The 22,749-nt window shown below is 67.7% G+C and carries 24 protein-coding genes, 2 tRNA genes and 1 other RNA gene; 14 read left to right on the top strand and 13 right to left on the bottom strand.

Features of this window, described 5'->3' with window-relative positions:
- Positions 1-42 precede the first annotated feature (42 nt).
- Positions 43-528, top strand: a complete 486-nt coding sequence (locus J2X01_RS02015; RefSeq protein WP_310050111.1) for an OsmC family protein — start codon at positions 43-45, stop codon at positions 526-528.
- Between the two features lie 5 nt (positions 529-533).
- Here the strand turns inward: J2X01_RS02015 and J2X01_RS02020 are convergent, their stop codons facing one another.
- Complete coding sequence (locus J2X01_RS02020) at positions 534-1,544, bottom strand: Rossmann-fold NAD(P)-binding domain-containing protein (protein WP_310050113.1); 1,011 nt, start codon at positions 1,542-1,544, stop codon at positions 534-536.
- A gap of 136 nt (positions 1,545-1,680) precedes the next feature.
- On the opposite strand from J2X01_RS02020, the gene J2X01_RS02025 reads away from it, so the two are divergent.
- A complete protein-coding gene (locus J2X01_RS02025) occupies positions 1,681-2,352 on the top strand; it encodes a mechanosensitive ion channel family protein (protein ID WP_310050116.1) in 672 nt (223 codons plus the stop codon).
- Positions 2,353-2,356: 4 nt separating this feature from the next.
- Positions 2,357-2,824, top strand: a complete 468-nt coding sequence (locus J2X01_RS02030) for a globin (protein ID WP_310050119.1) — start codon at positions 2,357-2,359, stop codon at positions 2,822-2,824.
- A gap of 130 nt (positions 2,825-2,954) precedes the next feature.
- On the opposite strand, the gene J2X01_RS02035 is transcribed toward J2X01_RS02030, so the two are convergent.
- Positions 2,955-3,614, bottom strand: coding sequence for a DUF8185 domain-containing protein (locus J2X01_RS02035; protein WP_310050122.1), 660 nt, complete (start codon positions 3,612-3,614; stop codon positions 2,955-2,957).
- Between the two features lie 63 nt (positions 3,615-3,677).
- Between J2X01_RS02035 and J2X01_RS02040 the strand changes: the two genes are divergently transcribed.
- Positions 3,678-4,658: an acyl-CoA thioesterase gene (locus tag J2X01_RS02040; protein WP_310050123.1), complete on the top strand. Its 981-nt coding sequence runs from the start codon at positions 3,678-3,680 to the stop codon at positions 4,656-4,658.
- Positions 4,659-4,758: 100 nt separating this feature from the next.
- On the opposite strand, the gene ettA is transcribed toward J2X01_RS02040, so the two are convergent.
- Together ettA and J2X01_RS02050 are read right to left on the bottom strand one after the other, a co-directional pair.
- Complete coding sequence (gene ettA / locus J2X01_RS02045; protein ID WP_310050125.1) at positions 4,759-6,441, bottom strand: energy-dependent translational throttle protein EttA; 1,683 nt, start codon at positions 6,439-6,441, stop codon at positions 4,759-4,761.
- Positions 6,442-6,569: 128 nt separating this feature from the next.
- Complete coding sequence (locus tag J2X01_RS02050; protein WP_310050127.1) at positions 6,570-7,139, bottom strand: single-stranded DNA-binding protein; 570 nt, start codon at positions 7,137-7,139, stop codon at positions 6,570-6,572.
- Between the two features lie 244 nt (positions 7,140-7,383).
- Here J2X01_RS02050 and J2X01_RS02055 point away from each other — a divergent pair.
- Positions 7,384-7,456 (top strand) — tRNA-Arg (locus J2X01_RS02055).
- A gap of 82 nt (positions 7,457-7,538) precedes the next feature.
- Here the strand turns inward: J2X01_RS02055 and J2X01_RS02060 are convergent.
- Complete coding sequence (locus J2X01_RS02060; protein WP_310050128.1) at positions 7,539-8,555, bottom strand: magnesium and cobalt transport protein CorA; 1,017 nt, start codon at positions 8,553-8,555, stop codon at positions 7,539-7,541.
- A gap of 227 nt (positions 8,556-8,782) precedes the next feature.
- Between J2X01_RS02060 and J2X01_RS02065 the strand changes: the two genes are divergently transcribed.
- Both J2X01_RS02065 and J2X01_RS02070 read left to right on the top strand, forming a co-directional pair.
- A complete protein-coding gene (locus J2X01_RS02065) occupies positions 8,783-9,277 on the top strand; it encodes a LapA family protein (protein ID WP_310050131.1) in 495 nt (164 codons plus the stop codon).
- Between the two features lie 9 nt (positions 9,278-9,286).
- The gene (locus tag J2X01_RS02070; RefSeq protein WP_310050132.1) at positions 9,287-9,943 is read left to right on the top strand and encodes a GNAT family N-acetyltransferase; all 657 of its coding nucleotides are present in this window, start codon (positions 9,287-9,289) and stop codon (positions 9,941-9,943) included.
- Between the two features lie 8 nt (positions 9,944-9,951).
- Here J2X01_RS02070 and map read toward each other — a convergent pair whose 3' ends face one another.
- Entirely contained in the window at positions 9,952-10,719 is a 768-nt protein-coding gene (gene map, locus J2X01_RS02075) for a type I methionyl aminopeptidase (protein WP_310050134.1), read from the bottom strand.
- A 44-nt stretch (positions 10,720-10,763) separates the two neighbouring features.
- Here map and J2X01_RS02080 point away from each other — a divergent pair, with 44 nt between their 5' ends.
- Complete coding sequence (locus J2X01_RS02080; RefSeq protein ID WP_310050137.1) at positions 10,764-11,444, top strand: DNA alkylation repair protein; 681 nt, start codon at positions 10,764-10,766, stop codon at positions 11,442-11,444.
- Here the strand turns inward: J2X01_RS02080 and mptB are convergent.
- Positions 11,437-12,993, bottom strand: coding sequence for a polyprenol phosphomannose-dependent alpha 1,6 mannosyltransferase MptB (mptB, locus tag J2X01_RS02085; protein ID WP_310050138.1), 1,557 nt, complete (start codon positions 12,991-12,993; stop codon positions 11,437-11,439). The two genes, J2X01_RS02080 and mptB, sit on opposite strands and share 8 nt — an antisense overlap.
- Positions 12,994-13,150: 157 nt before the next feature.
- On the opposite strand from mptB, the gene orn reads away from it, so the two are divergent.
- From orn to def, 4 genes are all read left to right on the top strand, one after another.
- Entirely contained in the window at positions 13,151-13,780 is a 630-nt protein-coding gene (gene orn, locus J2X01_RS02090) for an oligoribonuclease (protein ID WP_310050140.1), read from the top strand.
- Between the two features lie 132 nt (positions 13,781-13,912).
- A tRNA-His gene (locus J2X01_RS02095) sits at positions 13,913-13,985 on the top strand.
- Positions 13,986-14,091: 106 nt separating this feature from the next.
- On the top strand, positions 14,092-15,246 hold the full coding sequence (locus tag J2X01_RS02100) for an acyl-CoA dehydrogenase family protein (protein WP_310050142.1): 1,155 nt from the start codon (positions 14,092-14,094) through the stop codon (positions 15,244-15,246).
- A gap of 39 nt (positions 15,247-15,285) precedes the next feature.
- On the top strand, positions 15,286-15,858 hold the full coding sequence (gene def / locus J2X01_RS02105; protein WP_310050144.1) for a peptide deformylase: 573 nt from the start codon (positions 15,286-15,288) through the stop codon (positions 15,856-15,858).
- A 33-nt stretch (positions 15,859-15,891) separates the two neighbouring features.
- Here the strand turns inward: def and J2X01_RS02110 are convergent, their stop codons facing one another.
- Positions 15,892-16,596, bottom strand: a complete 705-nt coding sequence (locus J2X01_RS02110) for an alpha/beta fold hydrolase (protein ID WP_310050146.1) — start codon at positions 16,594-16,596, stop codon at positions 15,892-15,894.
- A 67-nt stretch (positions 16,597-16,663) separates the two neighbouring features.
- Positions 16,664-17,545, bottom strand: a complete 882-nt coding sequence (gene ppk2 / locus J2X01_RS02115; RefSeq protein ID WP_374724909.1) for a polyphosphate kinase 2 — start codon at positions 17,543-17,545, stop codon at positions 16,664-16,666.
- Between the two features lie 133 nt (positions 17,546-17,678).
- Here ppk2 and J2X01_RS02120 point away from each other — a divergent pair, with 133 nt between their 5' ends.
- Positions 17,679-18,218, top strand: a complete 540-nt coding sequence (locus tag J2X01_RS02120) for a hypothetical protein (protein ID WP_310050147.1) — start codon at positions 17,679-17,681, stop codon at positions 18,216-18,218.
- 28 nt (positions 18,219-18,246) lie between these two features.
- Here J2X01_RS02120 and J2X01_RS02125 read toward each other — a convergent pair whose 3' ends face one another.
- From J2X01_RS02125 to rnpB, 4 genes are all read right to left on the bottom strand, one after another.
- On the bottom strand, positions 18,247-19,050 hold the full coding sequence (locus tag J2X01_RS02125; protein WP_310050149.1) for an HNH endonuclease family protein: 804 nt from the start codon (positions 19,048-19,050) through the stop codon (positions 18,247-18,249).
- A gap of 159 nt (positions 19,051-19,209) precedes the next feature.
- Entirely contained in the window at positions 19,210-19,419 is a 210-nt protein-coding gene (locus tag J2X01_RS02130) for a hypothetical protein (protein WP_310050151.1), read from the bottom strand.
- A gap of 80 nt (positions 19,420-19,499) precedes the next feature.
- Positions 19,500-20,996: a glyceraldehyde-3-phosphate dehydrogenase gene (locus J2X01_RS02135; RefSeq protein ID WP_310050153.1), complete on the bottom strand. Its 1,497-nt coding sequence runs from the start codon at positions 20,994-20,996 to the stop codon at positions 19,500-19,502.
- A gap of 366 nt (positions 20,997-21,362) precedes the next feature.
- Positions 21,363-21,756: RNase P RNA component class A (rnpB, locus tag J2X01_RS02140), an RNA gene on the bottom strand.
- Between the two features lie 72 nt (positions 21,757-21,828).
- Here rnpB and J2X01_RS02145 point away from each other — a divergent pair.
- Positions 21,829-22,707, top strand: coding sequence for an alpha/beta hydrolase (locus J2X01_RS02145; protein ID WP_310050154.1), 879 nt, complete (start codon positions 21,829-21,831; stop codon positions 22,705-22,707).
- The last annotated feature ends 42 nt before the right edge of the window (positions 22,708-22,749 follow it).

Consider the following 22,749-nt stretch of genomic DNA (forward strand, 5'->3'; position numbering starts at 1 on the left):
GCCCCGTGCGGCGCCGGGGTTCCGTCGTTCTAGACTGGCCGCATGAGCCTTGACGAACACCGCTATGCGCTGACAGTCCGCTGGACCGGGAACCTTGGCGAGGGGACGGCGTCGTACCGCGGCTATTCACGGGACCACGACATCGAGATCCCCGGGCTGCCCCTCCTGCAGGGCTCCGCGGACGCGACCTTTCACGGCGACCGGACCCGCTACAACCCGGAACAGCTGCTGCTGGCAGCACTGTCCCAGTGCCACATGCTGTCCTTCCTGCACGTCGCCGTGAAGCACGGTGTGGTGGTGACGGCGTACGAGGACCGGGCCGAGGGCCTGATGCGGACCAACCGGGACGGCAGCGGACAGTTTGAATCGGTCACGCTCAAGCCGCAGGTCACCCTGGCTGCTCCCGCGGCGGCGGAACTCATGGCGGAACTCCACGCCGCGGCGAACAGGGTCTGCTTCATCGCCCGGAGCGTCAACTTCCCGGTGCTGCACGAACCGACCGCCGTGGTGGAGCTCCCGGAAGACTGAGCTGCTCAGCCTGCCCCTGCCGCGACCGCTGCCCTGTACTCGGACAGGATCCGGCGTTCCGTCACCGGGCTCATCCCGGCCTTGCGTTCGCGGCCGAGTCCGCGGCGGCGTTCATCCGCCAGGGTGTCCTGCAGCGTGTCCATCCAGGCCCGGGTGCGCAGCCCGGCGGCCCGGGCAGCGGCACTGCTGCGGGTCGCAAAGCCCTCGTGGCCGGGGGGCAGCCACAATGGCAGCGAGTCCGGACCTGCCCAGTAGTTCGCCCCGTGGGACGCCAGCCAGTCCTCCGGGGCGGCGACGACCTCGCCGTAACCGTCGGCGAGCTGACGGGATTCCTCAAGGTAGGCGGCAAACGGCACCGGCTCGCCGACGGCGTTCAGCGCCCCCGTGGTCCCGTTGCCGGCGGCGGTGAGGATCCAGGCCGCGAGGTCGCGGACGTCGATGATCTGGGTGGAGTCCGTGGGGATGTCCGGGACCAGGACGGGATCTGAGTCCCGGGCGAAACGGGCCGGCCAGTAGCCGTAGCGGTCCGAGCCATCGCCCGGCCCGCCGATGAGCCCGGCCCGGCAGAGGTGGGCCTTATCCCCGGCGAGCTCCGTGGTCCAGTGCTCGATCGCTGACTTGGCTTCGCCATAGTTTCCGGCGCTGAGCTCCGACCCGGGCGGGAGCGGCGCCAGCACGCCGGCATCCTCGGCCGCCCCGGCCATGGAATGGTCGGCGTAGACGGAGCAGCTGGAGACGAAGGTCCAGTGCCGGGCGGAGCCGGCCAGCGCCTCGAGCGCCTCCCGCGCCTGGCCGGGGTCCCGCGAAACGTCGATGACGGCGTCCCAGCCGCCGCCGGAGGCGGCCGAATACGCCGCTGTGCCCTGCGAGCGGTCGGTGTGCAGCCACGTGGCGCCGTCGGGCGGCGCAGCGGGGGTACCGCGCGCCAGGCAGGTGACCTGATGGCCGGCAGCCAGGGCCTGCCGGACTATTTCTGCCGACAGGAAAATCGTCCCGCCGAGAACCAGGATGCGCATGGGGCCACGCTACGGCGCTAATGTTGAAGGAGACCAGAGTGTTATGCGCCCGGCGAACGCCGGACGCCTATCCGGACGTCCAGCCCTGCTGCCGCCCGGCAGCAGGGACGCAGTAAACAAGGAGTCTCCCCCGCCGATGATCAGCCTGACCACCATCGAACCAATCACCGCGCCGGACATCTCGGCTGTCAACCTGCCGGGTGGCCTCATCAGTCTGGGGATCGGCGTCGCCGTGTGGCTTGTGGCATCCTTCGTGATCACCGGAATCACCAAACGAGTTGCTGCGGGCAGCACACTCTTTAAGCATTCGCACTTCCGTTGGGTGGCTCCTGCCTTCCGCGCCCTGGACCACGAGCGGCGGGTGCAGCGGGCACACACCATCGGCGCACTGCTGCGGAGCGTGGTCGGCGTCCTGGTGGCCGTCCTCACTATCGTGTACGTGCTCAAGTACCTGGACGTGGACGTTGCGCCGATCCTGACGAGCGTCGGAATCCTCGGCGTGGCCATCGGCTTCGGTGCCCAGCAGTTGATCCGCGACTTCCTGGCCGGCATCTTCATTACGATCGAAGACCAGTACGGCATCGGCGACATTATCGAGACCTCCGAAGTGGTGGGCGTCGTGGAGGCCATGAACCTGCGGATCACCCGGGTCCTGGCAGAAGACGGCACCATCTGGTACCTGCGCAACGGCGAAATCCTGCGTGTGGGCAACCGGTCCCAGGGCACCTACGTTCCGCCGGATGCGCCGGCGGCGGAGGCGGAGGCGGACGAGGCCGACGACGCACGCCAGCAAAAGGCCGGAGAATAGACGCATGACGATTCCCAGCGCCGGCGAACCTGGCCAGCCCAAGCAGCTGCTGCAGAACGATCCGTTCAGCCAGCCCGGCTACACGGACAACTTCTACGACGCCGTGGGCGGCCACGAGACCTTCGTGAAGCTCATCGACGTGTTCTACGACGGTGTGGCGTCGGATCCGCTGCTGCGGCCTATGTATCCGGAGGAGGATCTCGGCCCCGCCAAGCGGCGCTTCCTGATGTTCCTCGAGCAGTACTGGGGCGGCCCGACGACGTACGGCGAGGAGCGCGGCCACCCGCGGCTGCGGATGCGGCACATGCCGTTCCGGGTCACCCCCGAGGCCAAGGAGCGGTGGCTGCACCACATGCGCACCGCGGTGGATGCCCTGGAGCTGCCGCCGCTGTACGAGGGAACGCTCTGGGACTACATGGAGCGGGCGGCCCTCTCCATGGTGAACAGCCCGTCCGAAGCGGCACAGCGATAACGCAGGCGGACGCTCGCCCGGTCCGGAATGCCTGAGCGGGAGGGCCTGTCACTGAGGATTCCGCTGGGGTGTACTCCGGCCCGGTCGACGTGGCGGGGGTCCGTGAGCCCACCGCCGGGTGCGGGGGCTTTTACAGTCCCGAACCGGTTCGGGCCAGGACGTGCCCGCGGGCTCCGCTGAGCCGGAACCAGCGCCCGGCCCGGTAGAGCTGCTGTTCCCCATCGGCCAGGAAGCCCAGGGTCAGGGCTGCGAACGCCGCGCCCAGCGGAAGTCCGCCGGCACCCGGCAGTTCCCGGCCCCAGACCGTGGCACGGGCGTTGTTGACGATCAACGCTCCGGGTTTGTCCGGGATGATGGCGGCGATCTCGGTGATCCCGGCCTCGGCGGACCGGCGCAGCTCGGAGTCCGGCAACGCGCCGACGGCTTCCCATCCGGCGCGCGGCGCGCCGACGCCGGCCCACGATTCGGTGACGGTCACCGGCGGCAGCGGCAGCTCGACGTCGTTCTCCCCCGCACGTGCCAGCCGATCCAGCACGGCCGAGATCGGAACGGTGACATCAGTGTCCGCCGGGTCAGCCAGCGCCATGGTCCGCAGGCCGAGGATCGTCGGGGTCGACTCCCCCAGCAGGCGCGGCCGCAGCACACAAACGTAGGCGGCGAGCACCTGACCGGACGCCTGGAGTCGGATGGCGCCGTCGTCGATCGACCGGGCGCGGGTGGCGAAAGTACGAAGATCGGCAAGGTCTCGCGGATCGGTGAACTTCAGGGGCTGGGTGAGGACGTCAGACACAATATCGACTCTACCGGCTGTGCCTCGTTGGGACCGTGCCCGGGGGCCGTCTAGAGTCGAACCATGACTGAAGCCGAAGCCGGATTGCAGGCGCCGCCAACACAGGACCCCACCTCCTCGCTGCTCCAATTGCTGAACCTCGGTGAGCTGGAGGGCGCCCGGACGGATGAGGACATCTTCATGGGCCCCTCCCAGCAGCAGCCCCGGCACCGCGTGTTTGGCGGCCAGGTGCTGGCGCAGTCGCTGATCGCCGGAAGCCGGACTGTTCCCGAGGGCCGCGGCGTGCACTCCATGCACGGATACTTTCTGCGGCCCGGGGATGCCAACAAGCCGATCACCTTCGGCGTCCAGCGGCTCCGGGACGGCCGCTCTTTCTCCGCGCGGCGTGTCCACGCGTACCAGGAGGGCGTGCCCATCCTGTCCATGATCGCCTCGTTCCAGGACGAGGACGAGGGAATCGAGCACCAGTCCGAGGTGCCGGCCGGCATCCCGGACCCGGAATCGCTGCCCAGCACGGCCGACCTGCTCGGCAAGTTCGACCATCCGGTGGCACGCCACTGGGCCTACGAGCGGCCCTTCGATATCCGGCATGTCGACCCGGCGCTGTACGTCTCGGCCAAGGGGAACAAGGAACCGCGGAACGCCGTCTGGATGAAGACGTTTGGGCCGATGCCGGCTGATCCGGACCTGCACCGGGCCGCCCTGGCCTACGCGAGTGATTACACCCTGCTGGAATCCATCCTCCGCAAGCACGGGATGAGCTGGATTACGCCGGGCATGTCGGTGGCGAGCCTGGACCACGCCATGTGGTGGCACCGGCCGGTCCGGGTGGACGAGTGGCTGCTCTACGTGCAGGAGTCCCCCAGCGCGCAGGGCGCCCGCGGCCTGGCTACCGGCAAGATCTTCAGCCGCGACGGCCGGCATGTGGCCACGGTGGCGCAGGAAGGCATGATCCGGGTTCCGACGGACTTCAAGAACAAGGTCAAGGGCGCGGTACAGTCCAGGGTCCTGCAGCACCAGATGCGCAAGGCGGACCGCGGCTGAGCCTGCCCGTTGCGGACCCTGTGTCTGGCGACATGCCAAAGGCCGGCTCCCCCGGAACTGGGGAGCCGGCCTTTACTGGTCCGCTGTGTGCCTTGCGGACCTAGTCGCGGGTGAGGCGGCGGTGGGTCACGCGGTGCGGCTTGGCTGCATCCGGGCCCAGTCGCTCGACCTTGTTCTCCTCGTATGATTCGAAGTTGCCCTCGAACCAGTACCACTTCGAGGGGTTCTCCTCGTCGCCTTCGTAGGCAAGGATGTGGGTCGCGACCCGGTCCAGGAACCAGCGGTCGTGCGAAACCACGACGGCGCAGCCCGGAAATTCAAGCAGTGCGTTTTCGAGGCTGCTGAGCGTCTCGACGTCGAGGTCGTTGGTCGGCTCATCGAGGAGCAGCAGGTTTCCGCCCTGCTTGAGGGTCAGGGCCAGGTTCAGGCGGTTGCGCTCACCACCGGAGAGCACCCCGGCCTTCTTCTGCTGGTCCGGGCCCTTGAAGCCAAAGGCGGCGACGTAGGCGCGGGACGGCATTTCAACGTGCCCGACCTGGATGTAGTCCAGGCCGTCGGAGACAACTTCCCAGAGGGTCTTGTTCGGGTCGATGCCGCCGCGGCTCTGGTCCGCGTAGGAGATCTTGACTGAGTCACCGATCTTCAGCTCGCCGCCGTCGAGGGGCTCGAGTCCGACGATGGTCTTGAACAGCGTGGTCTTGCCGACGCCGTTGGGGCCGATGACACCGACGATGCCGTTGCGCGGCAGCGTGAAGGACAGCCCGTCGATCAGGGTGCGGTCCTCGAAGCCCTTCTGCAGGTTCTTCGCCTCCAGGACGAGGCCGCCCAGGCGCGGTCCCGGCGGGATCTGGATCTCTTCGAAGTCCAGCTTGCGGGTGCGGTCGGCTTCGGCCGCCATTTCCTCATAGCGGGCCAGACGGGCCTTGGACTTGGTCTGGCGGCCCTTGGCGTTGGATCGAACCCACTCGAGTTCCTCGGTGAGCCGCTTGGCCTGCTTGGCGTCCTTCTTGCCCTGGACTTCCAGGCGGGCGCGCTTCTTCTCGAGGTACGTGGAGTAGTTGCCCTCGTAGGGGTATAGGTGGCCGCGGTCAACTTCGGCGATCCACTCGGCCACGTGGTCGAGGAAGTACCGGTCGTGGGTGACGGCGAGGACGGCGCCGGGGTAGGCGGAGAGGTGCTGTTCGAGCCAGAGCACACTCTCGGCGTCGAGGTGGTTGGTGGGCTCGTCCAGGAGCAGCAGGTCCGGCTTCTGGAGCAGGAGCTTGCAGAGGGCGACGCGGCGACGCTCGCCACCGGAGAGCAGGGTGACGTCGGCGTCGGCCGGCGGGCAGCGGAGGGCGTCCATGGCCTGCTCAAGCTGGGAATCGAGATCCCAGGCATCGGCGGCGTCGATCGCTTCCTGCAGCTGACCCATTTCCTCAAGGAGGACGTCGTAGTCGGCGTCCGGGCTGGCCATCTCTTCGGAGATCTCGTTGAAGCGCTGGATCTTGCCGATGATCTCGCCGACCCCTTCCTGGACGTTGCCCAGGACAGTCTTGTCCTCGTTCAGCGGCGGTTCCTGCAGCAGGATGCCCACCGTGTAGCCGGGGCTGAGCCGGGCCTCACCGTTTGATGGTGTGTCCAGTCCGGCCATGATCTTGAGAATGGTGGACTTACCGGCACCATTCGGGCCGACAACGCCAATCTTGGCCCCCGGGAAGAAGGACATGCTTACGTCGTCGAGGATAAGTTTTTCGCCAACAGCCTTGCGGGCCTTGGTCATTGTGTAGATAAATTCCGCCATGCCTACAAATCTAGTGGTTCGGCCCGGATATCTCACATCCATGCGGTCCGCAGGCGACGCTTCGCACGGTCCGGGTCCAGCCCGACGTGGTGTGACGCCGGTGCTGGACGCGCGGAACCAGTCGCCCTTCAGGCGGCCGCCCCTTTCAGCTCGCCCGTTTCCTCATCGAGCTCCTCCACGTCGCCGTTCTCGTCATTGAGGAAAACAGTGCGGGCGGCCGGGTCTGCGCCGTCGTATTCGTCACGTTCGCGGCCGTCGTCGTCGTGGGTTCCGTCGCGACCGTCCGCGTCCGGGGATGAGGTGTGCAACGTGGAGGGACCGGCAGCGGCCTGCGGACCGTTGCCGGACGTGCGGATGTAGTTGGCCGAACCCCACTTCAGGTCGTGGCCGACAGCGTCAGCATCGATTTGCACCACGTGGTGGATCTGGCCGTTAGTTTCCCAACTCCTCAACTTGATTCGTCCCACAACGATGACCCGCTGGCCCTTCTTGACGCTACAGCCGATGTTGCCGGCCAATTGCCGGTAGCCCTGGACTGTAAAGAAGTCGATGGTCCCCTCAACCCAGGCGTTGGCGGCACGGTCGTAATGCCGGTCGGTGGAACCCAGCCGGAAGGATACCGTCGCCACGCCGCCGGGCGTCGTCGAACTCTTGGGCTCCGTGGCGACGAAGCCACGGATCGTGATGGTGTCACTCATGCTCATGTCCTGTCTCGAAATGTCGTGCCCTAGCAGGCTCTTTCAGCTTCGCGCCAGCGGCGGCCCTTCGCGAGGGGCCCGGCACTCCATGTGGATAACGCCGGCCGGACACAGCCCGGGGAGGCCGGCTGCTGGCCGGCCAGGCGGAACTCAGCGCGCCCGGGTGTCCTTGACGGCGGACACCCGCGGGGCACGGTAAACTTTTTGAGGCGTCCCCCGGCAGCAGCCGGTCCGGCGCCGACGTGCCCCAGTAGCTCAGGGGATAGAGCAGCGGCCTTCTAATCCGCCGGTCGGGGGTTCGATTCCCTCCTGGGGCACACAGCGCGGCCCCGGCCTGCGGAACTTACCGCGGCCGGGGCTGCGGCTCCGGCCGCAGGGTATCTGCGCGGGCGATGACCACTAGATCCACTTGTTGCGCTTGAAGGTCCAGTACAGCACCAGTCCCATGGCCACCATCAGGCCCAGGGCCATCGGGTAGCCGAAGACCCAGTCCAGTTCAGGCATGCTGCGGAAATTCATTCCATAGATCGTCCCGATCAGCGTCGGCGCGAACAGGATGGCCGCCCACGAGGAGATCCGCTTGACCTGCTCGTTCTGGGCATAGCTCGACTCCGTCAGCAAGCGCATTTCGTCGTTCTGCCGCTGGGCCACCAGCGCCGTATTGACGGCGAGCGCGTTCTGCAGCAGCGCACGGAAAGCCGCAACCCGTTCACTGAGCCGCAGCACGTGGTCCAGGACGTCCCGGTAGTGGTCCTGCAGCTCGGGACGGGGCCGACGGCCCGGCACCTCGGCCATCAGTGACTGCAGGATCATGATCAGGGGCGCCGTCGCCCGCTGGAACATAATGACCTGCCGGGAGAGCTCGTAGATCCGGCGGGACACGCCCGGGTCCGCGGCGAAGAGATCGTCCTCAATTTCATCGACGTCGTTTTCCAGGCCGGCAGCCACCGGCTCGTACTCATCAACGACCTGGTCCAGGATTGCGTAGAGCACGGCGTCGGGGCCAAGGGCCAGGAAATCGGGCTGGGATTCCATCCGGCGCCGGACCCGGGCCAGATCCGGTGATTCGGCACGGCGGACCGTGACCACAAAATCCTCGCCGGCAAAGACATGGATCTCGCCGAATTCAACTTTTTCCTGGTCGTCCAGGTACCGGGCCGGGCGCAGAACCACGAAGAGCGTTTCGCCGTAGTGTTCCAGCTTGGCCCGCTGATGGCCCGCCATCGCGTCCTCGACGGCGAGGTGGTTGAGGTCGAACTCCTGGGCCACGGAGCGCAGTTCGTCGGCATCCGGCCGGTAGAGCCCGATCCAGGCCATGCCCTGGCGCTGCCGGAGGACAAAATACGTCTCGTCCAGGCTCTCCGGGTCCGCGGTACGGTAACCGTCAACGTAAACCGCGTTGTCCACAATGGTCACGGCAGCGACTCCTCCTCCCGGCATCCCTTGGCTGCGACGCTATACCGTCGCCCGCCCGGTGCCAACTGCCCGTTCCAGCAGCATCGGCCGGTCTGCCGGTACCCGCACCGTGCCGTACCCCGCCCTTGGGCCCCGTCAGCCATCAGCACACTTAGTATGGAGGGGACAGGCAGGACAGTCCACGGGAGGACTGCGAGCCCTGCCCGCAACCGAAAGGTACGGCCGCCATGACCCAGACACCCCGCGGATTCGATCCCCACGATCCGCATAATGTTTCGCCCGCCGACGCGGACATGCCGGGCGTCCCGTCCGGGTCGGCCGGCGACGGCTACGGCCCGGGCACCCGGGCCGGCGGCACCGATCTTGTATCCGGGCCCCCAGCCACCGCAGCGCCGGCGCCGGTGGTGGAAACACCCCCGGCAGCGGCGCCGGAAGCACCGGCCCCGGAAACCCGTCAGGTCACCCGGGCGGGAATGGTCTGGGTCGCGGTCGCCAGCGCGCTGGTGGTCCTGATCCTGCTGATCGCCTTCATACTGCAGAACCAGGAATATGTGCAGGTGAAATTCTTCGGTCTTACAGGGTCGGTTCCGCTCGGAATTGCACTGTTCATTGCGGCCGTCGGCGGCGGTGTCCTGGTCGCCATCGCCGGTGCCGCCCGCATCATCCAGCTCAGGCTCGCCGCCCATCGCCAGCGCACCGTCCGCCAGGCCGGCGGGCGCTAACCTCGTCCCATGGGCGAAGCAGCACCCCGGGGGCAGGCAGCCGTCACTACCGCTGCCGCGCAGTGGCCCGACGTCGAGCGTCTCTTCGGCGTCCGCGGCGAGCCGTCGCGCTGCTGGTGCCGGTTCTTCGCCCTGACCGGACCGCAGTGGTCCGCGGCCACCCCGGACCAGCGGAAGGCCCAGTTGCGGGACAGGTTCGACGCCGGCGCCGCCGCGCCAGGGGTGCTGGCCTTCCGCGGCGGGAATCCCGTGGGCTGGTGCGCCGTCGAACCACGCGGGTGCTATCCCAGGATCCTGCGGTCGAAGGTTTTGTCGGCGGCAGGACCTGAAGTGGCCCGGGACCCCGCCGCGGACCAGGTCTGGTCCGTGAGTTGTTTTGTGGTCTCCCCCGGCGAGCGCCGGACCGGCGTGGCGCGGGCGCTTCTCGCGGCTGCGGTCGGGCACGCCGCCGCCCACGGCGCGGCGGTGGTGGAGGGGTACCCGGTCGATCCCGCGCAGCGGCCCAAGGCCGGTCCGGCCGACCTCTACCACGGCACCCTGGGCCTGTCCCTGGCGGCCGGCTTCACGGTGGTCAGCGACGCGGTCCCGGGACGCGCCGTCGTCCGCCTGACGGCGCCCGCGCCGGGCGCGCCGCCCGTCCGGGGCATTCCCCGCCGGGCACCGTAGGCCCGGCCCTACGGCAGGGTCAGGATGACCGGTCCGTCCCGGGTGATGGCCACGGTGTGCTCGCTGTGGGCGGCGCGGCGGCCGTTGGCCGAACGGAGGGTCCATTCGTCGTCGTCGTGGACGTAGTCGTCCTTCCCGCCCACGATCAGCATCGGCTCGATCGCGATGACCAGGCCCTCGGTCAGCTTGATGCCGCGGCCGGGGCGGCCGTCGTTGGGCACAGACGGCTCGGCGTGCATGGTCTTGCCGATCCCGTGGCCGCCGTGGTCCGCCAGCAGCCCGTAGCCGGCGCGGCGTGATGCCCCGCCGATTGCGTAGCCCAGGTCCCCCATCTTGTTACCGATCCGGGCAGCGTCGATGCCGCGGGCCAGGGCGGCGTCGGTGGCATCGATCAGGGCCTGGTCTGCCGGGTCGGCCGTGCCCACAATGAAGCTGATTGCCGCGTCACCGCACCAGCCGTCGAGGAATGCGCCGCAGTCCACGCTGAGCAGGTCGCCGTCCTGGAGCCGGTAGTCGTTGGGGATCCCGTGCACCACAGCGTCGTTGACGGACGTGCAGATGACCCCGGGAAACGGCACGGAGGCCCACCGCGGCCGGTAGTTCAGGAAAGCCGGCGTCGCCCCGGCGTCGGATATCGTCGCCGCGGCCAGCCCGTCGAGTTCCTTGAGGGACACGCCGACGGCGGCGGCGGCCCGGACCCGTTCCAGCGTGTTGGCCACCACCCGGCCGGCTTCGCGCATCAGGGCAATCTCGGCGGGGCTCTTGATCATCGACATGGCTTCAACTCTAGGGCCAGCCGGGGCGTGGCTAAAGTTGCCCCATGGCCAACGCTGAACTCATGTCCGCGATCCGATCCCGGCTGCGGGCTGCCGCTGATCCTGTCAGGGGTGCAGGGGCACAGGCCTACCTGAAGTCCGAGATGCCGTCGCTGGGCGTCCGGGTGCCGGAGGTCCGCAGGATCGTCAAAACCGCAGCGAAGGAGCTGCCTCCCGGTTCGCTCCAGGATTTGCAGTGCACCGTGCTGGAGCTGTGGCGGGGCGCCAACTGGCGGGAGGAACGCTACGCGGCCATCGATCTCACGGGGCTGCGGCAGGCGGCCGGCGAGTTGAGCATGCTCCCGCTCTACGAGGAAATCATCCGCAGCGGTGCCTGGTGGGATCTGGTGGACGGGGTCTCGCACCGGCTGTGCGGGCTGCTGCAGACACACCGGGAGGACATGTCCCCCGTACTCCGCCGCTGGAGTACGGACGCGGACTTCTGGATTCGGCGGGCGGCCATCACGTCCCAGCTGGGTGCGAAATCCGCGACGGATCCCGGCCTGCTCGCGGCGGTGATCGAACCCAACCTGGCCGACCCGGAGTTCTTCATCAGGAAGGCGATCGGCTGGGCCCTGCGGGACTACGCCGCCACGGATCCGGACTGGGTCCGGGACTTCGCGGCGCGGCACGGCGAGGCGCTGAGTCCGCTCGCCCGCCGCGAAGCCCTGCGGAAACTCAGATGACCGGGCGGGTGGTGACGGGTTCCTCGGACTTGCTGAACAGCAGCTTGGTCTTGGGGTCAAGGAAGATCAGGTAGAGGGCGAAGAGCAGCGCGATGATCGCCGCGGCGTTGCGGGCGAGGGCCAGGGCCAGGCCGAGATCCGCGGTCTGCAGGTAGGGGAACACCTCGAGCTGGTCCGAGATCGCGTACACCATAAAGAACGACACGATGAAGTACAGGGCCTTGACCTGCCAGTCGTCACGGATGCCGGTGACGGCGAAGAGCGGGATGAGCCAGACGACGTACCAGGACTGGATCATCGGGGCCAGCACGACGACGGCGGCGAATGCCAGCGTGAGCCGGCGGATCAGGCGGTCATAGTCGCCGCGGAAGATCTGCCAGGCGATGATGCCGACCGCCAGCAGTTTCCCGGCGTCGTACACCCATTTGGCAAGCCCCCAGCCGTCGAGCCCGAAGGCGTTGAAAATGGACGCGACCACCAGGCCCAGCAGCCCGACCGGGGCGTACCAGATCCAGATGCTGCCCGGGGCGGAGAGTCCGTTGATCCAGCCGAACCCGAAGCCGTTGACCAGGCTCATGGCGTACAGCAGGGCCAGGCTGGTCCCTGCGGTGAGCCCCCAGAACACGAACTTCCGCGGCCAGCTGGCGCCCCTTCCCGCCCAGAGCAGGCCAATGAAGGGCAGGAAGACGATGGTGATGGGCTTGACCGAGATGGACAGGGTCACCAGGACCAGGCCGAGGATGACCCTCCGGGTGGCGCAGTAGTACAGCCCGGCCAGGGCCAGGCCGATCATGAGGGCATCGTTGTGGACGCTGGCGATGAAGTTGGTGAGGAAGAGCGGGTTGGCTGCGGTCAGCCAGAGGGCGCGGTGCGGGTTGACGCCGTGCAGCTCGGCGAGCTTCGGCACGTAGATGATGCACAGCACGATCCCGGCAAGCGCGGCGAGGCGGAACAGCATGATGCTGGCTTCCGGGTGCACGTTGGTCGACCAGACCACCAGCTGCTCGATCCAAAGGAAGAGCTGGCCGTACGGCACCGGCGCCTCGGTCCACATCTTGTCGGCCCCAAGCTGGAAATAGTTCGACAGCGCCGAGATGCCGTTCTCATAGGGGTTGAACCCCTCCACCATCAGGCGGCCCTGCCCGATGTAGGCGTAGACGTCGCGGCTGAACAGCGGGACGGAGAACATCAGGGGCAGGCCCCAGAGCGCGACCGCCTGCAGGGTGGCCTTGCGGGCCTCGGCCCCCCAGACCCGCACGCGCTGGCCGAGCCTGAGCCAGGACCGGACCAGCAGCATCCCGCCGACGGCCAGCAGCACAATGCACAGCGCGACGCCGACCGCCTCGGTGCGCATCCAGATGAACAACGGCACGCGGCGCAGTTCGGACACGGGAGCGAGCCAGCCCACACCCAGCGATCCGATTGCCATGAACAGCGAGCCAACAAATCCCGCCAGCAGCGGTGAACGGGCATTGTCCACATCAGCAAGGGCTGCCGTCGGGGACGTGCCGGCAGCCGTTTTCCCCGCCGCAGGCACAGGCACCGTCATCGCAGGATCGTCCAATCTGTTGTGGGGCTCGTCTCCACCCTCAGCCGGCCTGAGAACCGGCCCGGGGCACGCCGCGGCGGCGAAGAATGTCTCCGCCCGCGTACCCGAAATCCTAGCACCGGACCGTCCGGCGGCGACGAAACGGTAGGCTGGGCGCGTGCCTATATCTAATGAACGCATCGTCTGGATCGACTGCGAAATGACCGGCCTGGACACCATCAACGACGCCCTCATCGAGGTGGCCGCGCTGGTGACGGACTCGGAGCTCAATATCCTCGGCGACGGCGTCGACGTCGTGATCAAGCCCGATGACGCCGCCCTGGCGCAGATGAACGACTTCGTCCGCGACATGCACACCCGCTCCGGGCTGCTGAAGGAGCTTCCGCACGGCAAGACCATGGCGGAGGCCCAGACGATCGTCCTTGACTACATCAAGAAGTGGGTGCCGGATCCCAAAAAGGCCCCGCTGGGTGGCAACTCGGTGGGAACCGACCGTGTCTTCCTGGTCCGCGACATGCCCGAACTCGTCGAACACCTGCATTACCGCGTCATCGACGTGAGCACCATCAAGGAACTCTCCCGGCGCTGGTACGCGCGCGCTTACTTCCAGTCCCCCGCCAAGCTCGGCGGCCACCGCGCGCTCGGCGACATCCAGGATTCGATCGACGAGCTGCGCTATTACCGCGAGGCGGTCTTCGTCCCCGCGCCGGGGCCGGACAGCGCCACCGCTCAGCGGATCGCCCGGAAGGTGATGGGAACCGCGGAGGAACCGGCCCCGGCCGAGTAATCTGCGCCACGTTTTGCGGAAAATTTTGACGAAAACCCGAAAAGTGGCAAAAGCGGCCCCAAAGAGCAGGTAAGCTATTTGTCGTTGCCTTTTCAGCCAGCCGGTTCGCCGGAGGGCGTGCAAGGGCACATGGTGGGCGTAGCTCAGTTGGCAGAGCGCCTGGTTGTGGTCCAGGAGGTCGCGGGTTCAACCCCCGTCGCTCACCCTCATGAAGGACGGCAGTAATTGTCCGACCTTAGACGAAGGCCGTACCGGATATCCGGTGCGGCCTTTGTTGTCTGTCCATGGAACCGTGAACGGAAGGAACAGCGATGAAGCGCACGCTTTTTGAAGAAGACCACGAGATGTTCCGTGAGATGGCCACCGAGTTCAACACCCGCGCCATTGCGCCCCACTACGCCAAATGGGACGAGGATCACATGATGTCCCGTGACCTGTGGACAGCGGCCGGCGAACAGGGGCTGCTGGGGCTGGCCGTCCCGGAAGAATTCGGTGGCATGGGCATGAACGACTACCGGTTCCGCGCTGTGCTGGACGAGGAATTCGCCAAGAGCAACCACCTCGCCGTGGGCCTGGCCTTCCACCTCCACGATGACCTCGTCCTGCCGCACCTGCTCGCCTACGGCTCCGACGAGCTCAAGGGCCGCTGGCTTCCCGGCATGGTTTCCGGCGAGACGGTCACCTCGATCGCCTGGACCGAGCCCGGAGCGGGTTCTGACCTCCGCGGGATCCGCACCAAGGCCGTCCGCGACGGCGATGACTGGCTGATCACCGGCCAGAAGACCTTCATCGGCAACGGCATCTCCGGTGACGCCTCCCTCGTCCTGGCCCGCACCGACGGCAGCAGCGGCCGCGGCAGCCGCGACTCTTTCTCCCTGTTTATGGTCCGCAAGGGCGAGGGCTACAGCACCGGCAACCAGCTGGACAAGATGGGCCTGAAGGCCTCGGACACCGCGGAACTGTTCTTCGACAACGTCCGGGTGCAGCACGCGGACCTCGTCGGTGAGGAGGGCAAGGGCCTGCAGTACGCCGCCGGGCAGCTCCCCCAGGGCCGGCTCGCGATCGCGGTGGCGAGCTCCGCCGTCGTCCGCTCCGTCTACGAGGAGACCGTCCGCTACACGAAGGACCGCAACGCCTTCGGCGATCGCATTATCGACTTCCAGAACAGCCGCTTCGAACTGGCCGACATCCTCACCGAGGTCGAGGTCACCGAAACCTACGTCGACCAGGCCATCCTGGCCTTCAACGCCGGCGAGCTCGACGCCGCCTCCGCCGCCCGCGCGAAGCTCTGGGCGTCCGAGCGCGCCAAGTCCGTCACCGACCGGTGCCTGCAGCTGCACGGCGGCTACGGCTACATCCTGGAGTACCCCGTGGCACAGGCCTACCTGGCCGCCCGGCTGCTGACCATCTTCGGTGGCACCAATGAAATAATGCGCGACGTCGTCGGCCGCACCATCGCCGACTGATCCGACCCGGCCGCCAAGCAGCAGAGGAACTTTTCTGACATGACCGTTTTGCCCATCACGATCTGGGGCGAGCCCGTGCTGCACCGCCGCGCCGCGGAGGTCGACGTCTTCGACGACGGGCTCCGGACCCTGATCGCCGACATGTTCGAGACCAATGAGGCCGCCAACGGCGTGGGTCTCGCCGCGCCCCAGGTCGGGGTCGGCAAACGGCTCTTCATCTACAAGTACGAGAACGACGACGGCGCCCCGCCGTCCGGCGCGGTCGTCAACCCGGTGCTGACGCTCTCCAAAATCTCCGGCGCACTGCCGGATCCGGACGAGGAAGAGGAAGGCTGCCTGTCCTTCCCCGGCGGGCAGTACCCGCTCAAACGCGCGGAGTGGGCCCGGGTGCAGGGCTTCGACGGGGACGGCAAGCCCGTCGATTTCGAGGCAACGGGATGGTTTGCCCGGGTCATCCAGCACGAATACGACCACCTCGACGGCAAGCTCTACATCAACCGGTTGATCGACCGCTACGCCCGCAAGGCCATGAAACAGGCCAAGAAGAGCGGCTGGGGTGTGCCCGGGCTGACCTGGATGCCGGGCGTGGACCCGGACCCGTTCGGCCACTAGGTCCCGGCCCGGGGTGTCGCCTGGAGGTGCCGCCTAGCTGCTCCGGCCGACGGCGGCCAGGATCGCCTCGCCCAGCTCCGCCGGCCTGGTGAACTGCGGCCAGTGCCCGGTGGGGAGGTCGACGTAGTCGACCTCCCGGACCCGCCCGAGTTCGGCGACGTACGGGTGGCCGGCCCCGATCATGTCGATGAGCATGGCGGACGGGAACTCGCACGCGATGACAGTCGCCGGGACGTTGTAGCGGCGCTCGTCGTGCAGCCGCTGCTGGTCCTGCGCCACGCCCCTGGGCTGCGGGATGGCGCGGGCACGGAACATGTCACGCAGCGCGTCGTCGAGATCGGTGAGGTCTTCATCATCGAACAGCTCCCACGGCGGCAGCGGCACCTCGTCGCCGTCGGCCGGCAGGTCATCGTTGATGACGCCGCCGTCGCCGAGCGGACCGCTGTCGACATAGATTGCCCGAAGCACCCGGTCCGGGCGGGCATCGACGGCGCCGTGGATGATGGCGCCCCCGCCCGAGTGGCCCACCAGGACCACCGGGGCATCGAGGGCGTCGATCGTCGCCACGACGGCGTCAACGTGGCTGCGGAGCCCGATGCCGGCCCGGGGCGCGCCGGCCGATTCCAGCCCGGGCAGCGTGAGCGGGTGGACCCGGTGCCCGGCGGCAAGCAGCGGCGGAGTCACTTCGTCCCACGATGAGGCGTCCAACCAGAATCCAGGTACGAGGATAATGTCCATGCCGGTACCCTACCTGCCCGGGCCAGCCTGCGGCACCCGGCTCCGGGAAGCGGGATCCGCCGCCTGGTCATTCCTCGCCGGGCTGCTGGAGGATGGCAGCGTGGTCCGGAACGTAACGGTAGAGATCCCGCGGCGGGCGGGTGTAGTTGACCGCCTTCGGCCTTTCCGGCAGGGTCACCGGCTCCGCCCGGACCTCCGTGTAGTCAATGCTGGAGAGCAGATGGGCGATCATGTTGATCCGGGCCCGGCGCTTGTCCTCTGCTTCGACAACGTACCAGGGCGATTCGGCGGTATCAGTCTGCATGAACATATCGTCCTTGGCCCGCGAGTAGTCCTCCCAGCGGAGGATCGCTTCCCGGTCCATCGGCGAGAGTTTCCATTGCCGCAGGGGATCATCCAGCCGGGACTTAAAGCGCCGCTCCTGTTCCGCGTGGCTGATCGAAAACCAGTACTTGAACAGCAGGATGCCATCCTGGATCAGCAGGCGTTCAAAGACCGGGCACTGGGCCATAAAGCGCTTGTGTTCCGTGGGTGTGCAGAATCCCATCACATGTTCGACGCCGGCCCGGTTGTACCAGGAGCGGTCCATCAGGACGATCTCGCCCGCGGCGGGAAGGTGCGGCACATAGCGCTGGAAATACCATTGACCCCGCTCCCGCTCCGTGGGGGCCGGCAACGCCACGATGCGGACGACGCGCGGGTTCAGGAATTCGGTGACGCGCTTGATCGCGCTGCCCTTGCCGGCGGCGTCGCGCCCCTCGAAGATCACCAGCACGCGCGCACCTGTGCTGCGGACCCACTCCTGCAGGGCGACGAGTTCGGCCTGGAGCCGGAGCATTTCGGTTTCGTAGACGTCCAGGGCCAGCCGCCGTGGCCGCCCGGACCGGTGTCCTTTGGCGCCCTTCCGGCGTTTCTGAGCCTTGCCGGGGCCGCCCTTTGTCTGTGCCATGGTTTCCGTTCCACTCGTAGCGGCGGACTTCGTGCCGCCGGCGCTGCCGCGCCCATTCTCGCGGAGCGGCCGACCGCCCACAAGGGGACGTCCTGCCGGGACACCGGCAGCCCGATGCTCCTATGCTGGGGCCATGGACGCCACGGTGAAACTGGGAATCGCAAAGCTCGCGGTTGCGCTGCTGCTGGCCGCCGGCACGGCTGGGTGCTCCGGACCGATCGCCTGTCCGGCCATCGCGTGGTCCAACTCCCTCACGGTGACGCTTGACGGCAGTGTTGAAAACGTGGCCCTCGTCGAGCTTTGCGCGGCGGATGTCTGCTCGGTGCGCATGGATAGCCCGGTCCCCTTCCCCTCGACGTCTGTGAGCCCGGGCGCCGTGCCCGCGCCGGTTGCGCCGGGACCGCCCTCCGCACTGTCAGCGCCGCCCTCCATCTCGCCGCTTCCCGCATCATCCTCCATGCCCTTCAGCTCCTACACGGCGTCCAGGATTGACGACCGGACCTGGAAGGTCAGCTTTCTGATGCAATCCCCGAAACACGTAACGGTCCGGGCCCTCGCAGCTGACGGCACGGTTCTGGCCGAGCGGGAAGTTGACCTGGGCTGGACCAGGGTCGGCGGCAGCGAGCAGTGCGGCGGGCCAGCCACCGCAGGCCCGATCGGTCTGGCGGTCTAGGGCCGCCGCCCGAGCCATGGGCCGGGATCTACTGAGCAGCGGCGACAATCGTCTGCTGCCCCGGGCAGGAACCGAGGATCCGCTTCATCGCTTCCTTCTCCGCTGGCGTAACCCACAGCCGGTAGGCCGCCTTGACGGAGATCTGCCGGGCGACATAGTGGCAGCGGAAGGCCTTGTTCGGCGGAAGCCAGGTGGCGGCGTCGGACGCGCCCTTGTCCTGGTTGGCGGGCCCGTCGACGGCGATCAGGTTCAGCGGGTCGTTCGCCAGGTGCTCGCGTTGCGCGGGGGTTAGCTGCTGCGCTCCCTTTTGCCAGGCATCCCCGAGGGCCACGACGTGGTCGACCTGCACCGCCTTGCTGCTCGCGGCTCCGCGGCGGAAGGTGACCAGGTGCCCCGTGTACGGTTCCCGGAACGATCCGGCGGCCACCAGGCAGCGGGATCCTTCGGTGAATTCGGCGTCCGGCAGGTCGCGGCGGAGGATGTCATTGCGGGTATCGCAGCCGTTGCGGTCGGAGTCCAGCCAGGCCTGGCCGAAGGCGGCCCGGTCGTAGTTGTCCTTGGCCGCCCGGCCCTTGACTGCCAGGGTGTCCAGCAGCGCCGCGACCGGGCCCGGTGGGACCTGCCGTACGGGCGGGACGGCGTTCATCCAGCCGGAAGCGAATACGGGAGCCTCGCGGGGACCGTCGGCGGGCCCTTCGACGGCGGCAAACTGTCCGGCGGTGAAGAACCAGCCAAGTCCGGCGGCCACGGCGAGTGCTGCCGCGGCCAGGAGGGCCCAGGCCTGGCGGGACCGCCGTCGTGCCCGCCGGAAGTCGGCCCAGGTGCGGGTCATGCAGGCACGCCGGCAGAATGCTCCCCGCCCTGCCCGTCCCGGGCAGGGCGTTGGGGGCCAGCGCGTTCCCGGGCGGGGCGAACTCTTTCCACTCCCGAAGCCTAGGCCCGGTCTCCGACGCTGCAGGAGTTGTCCACAGTGTGGAGGACGGGTGCCCTGCTAGTTCAGTTTCGTCATGCGCACAAGGTCTTCGTTGGCGATGGCCATGAGCGATTCGAGTTGCCGTACGCGTGCCTCATTGACGTCACCGGCCGCGTACTTGGCGCGGGCATCGTCGAGGAGCCGTTTGGCTTCCTTGGCGTTCTGCCGCGCGACGTCCAGTGCGTGTTCCAGCGTGGTTTCGTGCTCTACTGCCGAGTTCTGTTCCATTGCACCATTGTGGTGCCCTTTCCCGGCCGATTCCAGAGGATCGGCCGGGAAAGGTGGAACAGAGTTCGCAGGGGGTGGCGTCAGGCCGTGACCTCGACGGGCAGGCCGGCTGCTTCCAGCGTGGCTGCTGCATCCTTGGCGGGGAACGACGGCGGGTTCACGCCGGCCATTTCCTCCATGACGCGGACCACCTGGCAGCTGTAGCCGAACTCGTTGTCGTACCAGACGTAGAGCACGAGGTTCTTGTCATTGGAGATGGTGGCCAGGCCGTCAACAATCCCTGCGCGGCGGGATCCGACGAAGTCCGTGGAGACTACCTCGGGCGAATCGATGTAGTCGATCTGCTTGCGCAGACCGGAGTGCAGCGACATTTCCCGCAGGTAGTCGTTGACCTCGTCCTTGGTGGTGCCGTTTTCCAGGCTCAGGTTCAGGATGGCCAAGGACACATCCGGGGTGGGGACGCGGATGGAGCTGCCGGTGAGCTTGCCCAGCAGTTCCGGCAGGGCCTTCGCGACGGCTTTGGCGGCACCGGTCTCGGTGATGACCATGTTCAGCGCAGCGGAGCGTCCGCGGCGGTCACCCTTGTGGAAGTTGTCGATCAGGTTCTGGTCATTGGTGAAGGAGTGGACCGTCTCGACGTGGCCGTGCACAACGCCGTAGCGGTCGTTGATCGCCTTCAGCACCGGGGTGATGGCGTTGGTGGTGCAGGAGGCCGCGGAGACAACCTTGTCCGACTCGGTGATGGTGCCGTGGTTGATGCCGTGCACGATGTTCTTCAGGTTACCCTTGCCCGGAGCGGTGAGCAGCACCCGGGAAGCACCCTTGCTCTGGAGGTGCTGGGACAGGCCTTCGGCGTCGCGCCAGCGTCCCGTGTTGTCGACGATGAGGGCGTTGTGGATTCCGTAGGCCGTGTAGTCGACCGTGGCCGGGTTGTCCGAGTAGATGACCTGGATCTGGACACCGTTGGCGGTGATGGTGTCGTTCTCAAGGTCCACCTTGATGGTGCCCTCGAAGGAGCCATGGACCGAGTCGCGGCGCAGCAGGCTGGCGCGCTTGGTGAGGTCGTTGTCCGAGCCGCGGCGCACCACGATGGCGCGCAGGCGCAGGCCGTGGCCGCCGCCGGCCTTTTCGATCAGCAGGCGGGCCAGGAGGCGGCCGATCCGGCCAAAGCCGTAGAGCACAACGTCGGTGCTGGTGCGGTCATCGCCGCCGCGCTTGCCCACAACCTCGGCGAGTTCCGCACGAAGGAACTCATCCAGGCTGGCGCCCTTGCCCTCAACCCGGTACTTCTCGGTGAGCCGGGCAATGTCGATTGCAGCGGCGCCGAGCTCAAGCTTGGTCAGGGCATCCAGCAGCGGGGCTGTCTCTTCGAGACGCAGTTCTTCCTTGCTCATCCGGCGGGCGAAGCGGTGCGCCTTGAGGATGTTCATGGTGGACTTGTTGATCAAACTGCGACCGTGGATGGAGGTGACCACGTTGTTCTCGCGGTACAGCCGGCCGATCACCGGGATCATGGCCTCGGCGAGCGCCTCCCGGCCCATCCACGTATCAAGACAAGAATCTGACGTCTGGCTCACAGAAAATACCTTCCTAGAATCCACTGCATACGACGTCGTATGCGGAAATCGGCTGCCGGAGGGTGTCCGGAACCTCGGCGCCGGGGATTCGGTCCACCCCGGGTGCCTGTCGAGCAAAGAAAAGCCACCGGCTGCGAACGCAGACCCGGCGGCAGAACTTCTACGTTCACGCACCATTCTACCGTCGGCCCGGCGGAGTCCGGCGCCCGGTGCCGCGTGAAATGACTCACACCGCGTGCGGCACCTGGAGGCAAACTGAAGGACCACACCGACGGCCTTTTCCACGCATTCGGTTCGGCCCGAATATTCGCGCGGGCGGAAGGCCCTCGGCAGCGAAACGGCGGCAGGGACTCCCTGCGGCGTGAATGGATGGGTTGACCGATACGCCGGGTTCTGTGTTCCCGCGCCGTTACCGGCGCGGGAGTAGCGGCCATCCATCTACGAACGCCGTTGCCGACGCCCTCCAGCAGCCTACCCGGACACTCGGGCGAGCAGCCCTCAAACGTGCCCTGTCTGGCCTTGCTCCGGGTGGGGTTTACCTAGCCTTCCCGGTCACCCGGGAAGCTGGTGGTCTCTTACACCACCGTTTCACCCTTACCTGCCCTGCCGCGCGTGCAAGCACGCACCGCATGCAGGCGGTCTGTTCTCTGTGGCACTGGCCTGCGGGTTACCCCGAGTGGGCGTTACCCACCACCCTGCCCTGCGGAGCCCGGACGTTCCTCGAGCCACTTGCGTGACGCGCGGCCGCCTGGTCAACCCATCCGCTGTCCATTCTACGGTCAGGTCTGACCCGTCGGAGGACACCTCCGGCGCTCGGGCCTATGATCGGGGCATGGAGGAATCCGTCCTGAGCCGGCGCCGGCTGCTGGCCTTGGCTGGAATCGGGTTGGGTGCGGCCGCGCTGCCCGCGTGCACGGAGGGCATCCCGCCCGTGGAGGCGTCCTCTCCCGCCGCCACCGTGCCCCCGGCCGCCGCGTCACCGTGGACCGTCCGGACCGGCACCGGCTCCTTCGTCTCCGCCTTCCGCCGCGGCGTCGTCAGCCACTGGTCACTGACCGCACCTGAATTACCGCCCGGCGGCAAACCGCCGGAACTGCCAGTGGCAGTATTCCTGCATGGACTTGGCAGCAGCCATGTCGCCCTGCTGGAGGGCCTGGCTGCCCACGAGGCCCTCCAGGAGCACGTCGACGCCGGCGGCGCGCCCTTCGCGATCGCTGCAGTGGACGGCGGGAACACCTGGTGGCACCACCGCGCCGACGGCAGCGACACCCAGTCGATGCTGGTGACGGAATTTGTTCCGTTCCTCGGCAGCCAGGGCTGCGACCTCGGCAGGATCGGCCTCTTCGGCCTCTCCATGGGAGGCTTCGGTTCCCTTCTGCTCGCGTCCCAGGGCCGGCTGCCCGGGGTCCGGGCCGTGGCGGCCATGAGTCCGGCGGTCTGGGCCAGCTACGACGAGGGAATGGACAGTGCTTTCGACGGACCGGACGATTTCGCGGCCCACGACGTGTTCGCTCTCCGGCCCCGCCTCGCCGCCCTGCCCAAGCGGATCGATTGCGGCACCGGGGACGACCTTGCCGCCACGGTTCGCGACTACCGCGCGGATCTTCCGGGGACCGTCGAAGGCGGCTTCGGGCCCGGCGGCCACGACGACACCTACTGGCGCTCCATCCTGCCCGAGGTGTTCTCCTTCCTCGGCCGCAACCTCGGCTGAGCAGCCGGTCCCGGGAGCCGGGCGGTGCGGATTCCGGGACCG

The organism is Arthrobacter ginsengisoli (assembly GCF_031456935.1).
In the GTDB taxonomy this organism is placed as follows: Bacteria; Actinomycetota; Actinomycetes; order Actinomycetales; family Micrococcaceae; genus Arthrobacter; species Arthrobacter ginsengisoli.

What these genes read in the sequence shown, in the direction of transcription:
- J2X01_RS02030 (WP_310050119.1), top strand. Translation starts at nt 2,357, where the DNA reads ATGACGATTCCCAGCGCCGGCGAACCTGGCCAGCCCAAGCAGCTGCTG.
- J2X01_RS02130 (WP_310050151.1), bottom strand. Translation starts at nt 19,419, where the DNA reads ATGGAACAGAACTCGGCAGTAGAGCACGAAACCACGCTGGAACACGCA.
- J2X01_RS02020 (WP_310050113.1), bottom strand. Translation starts at nt 1,544, where the DNA reads ATGCGCATCCTGGTTCTCGGCGGGACGATTTTCCTGTCGGCAGAAATA.
- J2X01_RS02120 (WP_310050147.1), top strand. Translation starts at nt 17,679, where the DNA reads ATGGACGCCACGGTGAAACTGGGAATCGCAAAGCTCGCGGTTGCGCTG.
- J2X01_RS02025 (WP_310050116.1), top strand. Translation starts at nt 1,681, where the DNA reads ATGATCAGCCTGACCACCATCGAACCAATCACCGCGCCGGACATCTCG.
- def (WP_310050144.1), top strand. Translation starts at nt 15,286, where the DNA reads ATGACCGTTTTGCCCATCACGATCTGGGGCGAGCCCGTGCTGCACCGC.
- J2X01_RS02110 (WP_310050146.1), bottom strand. Translation starts at nt 16,596, where the DNA reads ATGGACATTATCCTCGTACCTGGATTCTGGTTGGACGCCTCATCGTGG.
- J2X01_RS02050 (WP_310050127.1), bottom strand. Translation starts at nt 7,139, where the DNA reads ATGAGTGACACCATCACGATCCGTGGCTTCGTCGCCACGGAGCCCAAG.
- J2X01_RS02065 (WP_310050131.1), top strand. Translation starts at nt 8,783, where the DNA reads ATGACCCAGACACCCCGCGGATTCGATCCCCACGATCCGCATAATGTT.
- mptB (WP_310050138.1), bottom strand. Translation starts at nt 12,993, where the DNA reads ATGACGGTGCCTGTGCCTGCGGCGGGGAAAACGGCTGCCGGCACGTCC.
- J2X01_RS02015 (WP_310050111.1), top strand. Translation starts at nt 43, where the DNA reads ATGAGCCTTGACGAACACCGCTATGCGCTGACAGTCCGCTGGACCGGG.
- ettA (WP_310050125.1), bottom strand. Translation starts at nt 6,441, where the DNA reads ATGGCGGAATTTATCTACACAATGACCAAGGCCCGCAAGGCTGTTGGC.
- ppk2 (WP_374724909.1), bottom strand. Translation starts at nt 17,545, where the DNA reads ATGGCACAGACAAAGGGCGGCCCCGGCAAGGCTCAGAAACGCCGGAAG.
- J2X01_RS02145 (WP_310050154.1), top strand. Translation starts at nt 21,829, where the DNA reads ATGGAGGAATCCGTCCTGAGCCGGCGCCGGCTGCTGGCCTTGGCTGGA.
- J2X01_RS02080 (WP_310050137.1), top strand. Translation starts at nt 10,764, where the DNA reads ATGGCCAACGCTGAACTCATGTCCGCGATCCGATCCCGGCTGCGGGCT.
- J2X01_RS02100 (WP_310050142.1), top strand. Translation starts at nt 14,092, where the DNA reads ATGAAGCGCACGCTTTTTGAAGAAGACCACGAGATGTTCCGTGAGATG.
- J2X01_RS02125 (WP_310050149.1), bottom strand. Translation starts at nt 19,050, where the DNA reads ATGACCCGCACCTGGGCCGACTTCCGGCGGGCACGACGGCGGTCCCGC.
- J2X01_RS02070 (WP_310050132.1), top strand. Translation starts at nt 9,287, where the DNA reads ATGGGCGAAGCAGCACCCCGGGGGCAGGCAGCCGTCACTACCGCTGCC.
- J2X01_RS02040 (WP_310050123.1), top strand. Translation starts at nt 3,678, where the DNA reads ATGACTGAAGCCGAAGCCGGATTGCAGGCGCCGCCAACACAGGACCCC.
- map (WP_310050134.1), bottom strand. Translation starts at nt 10,719, where the DNA reads ATGTCGATGATCAAGAGCCCCGCCGAGATTGCCCTGATGCGCGAAGCC.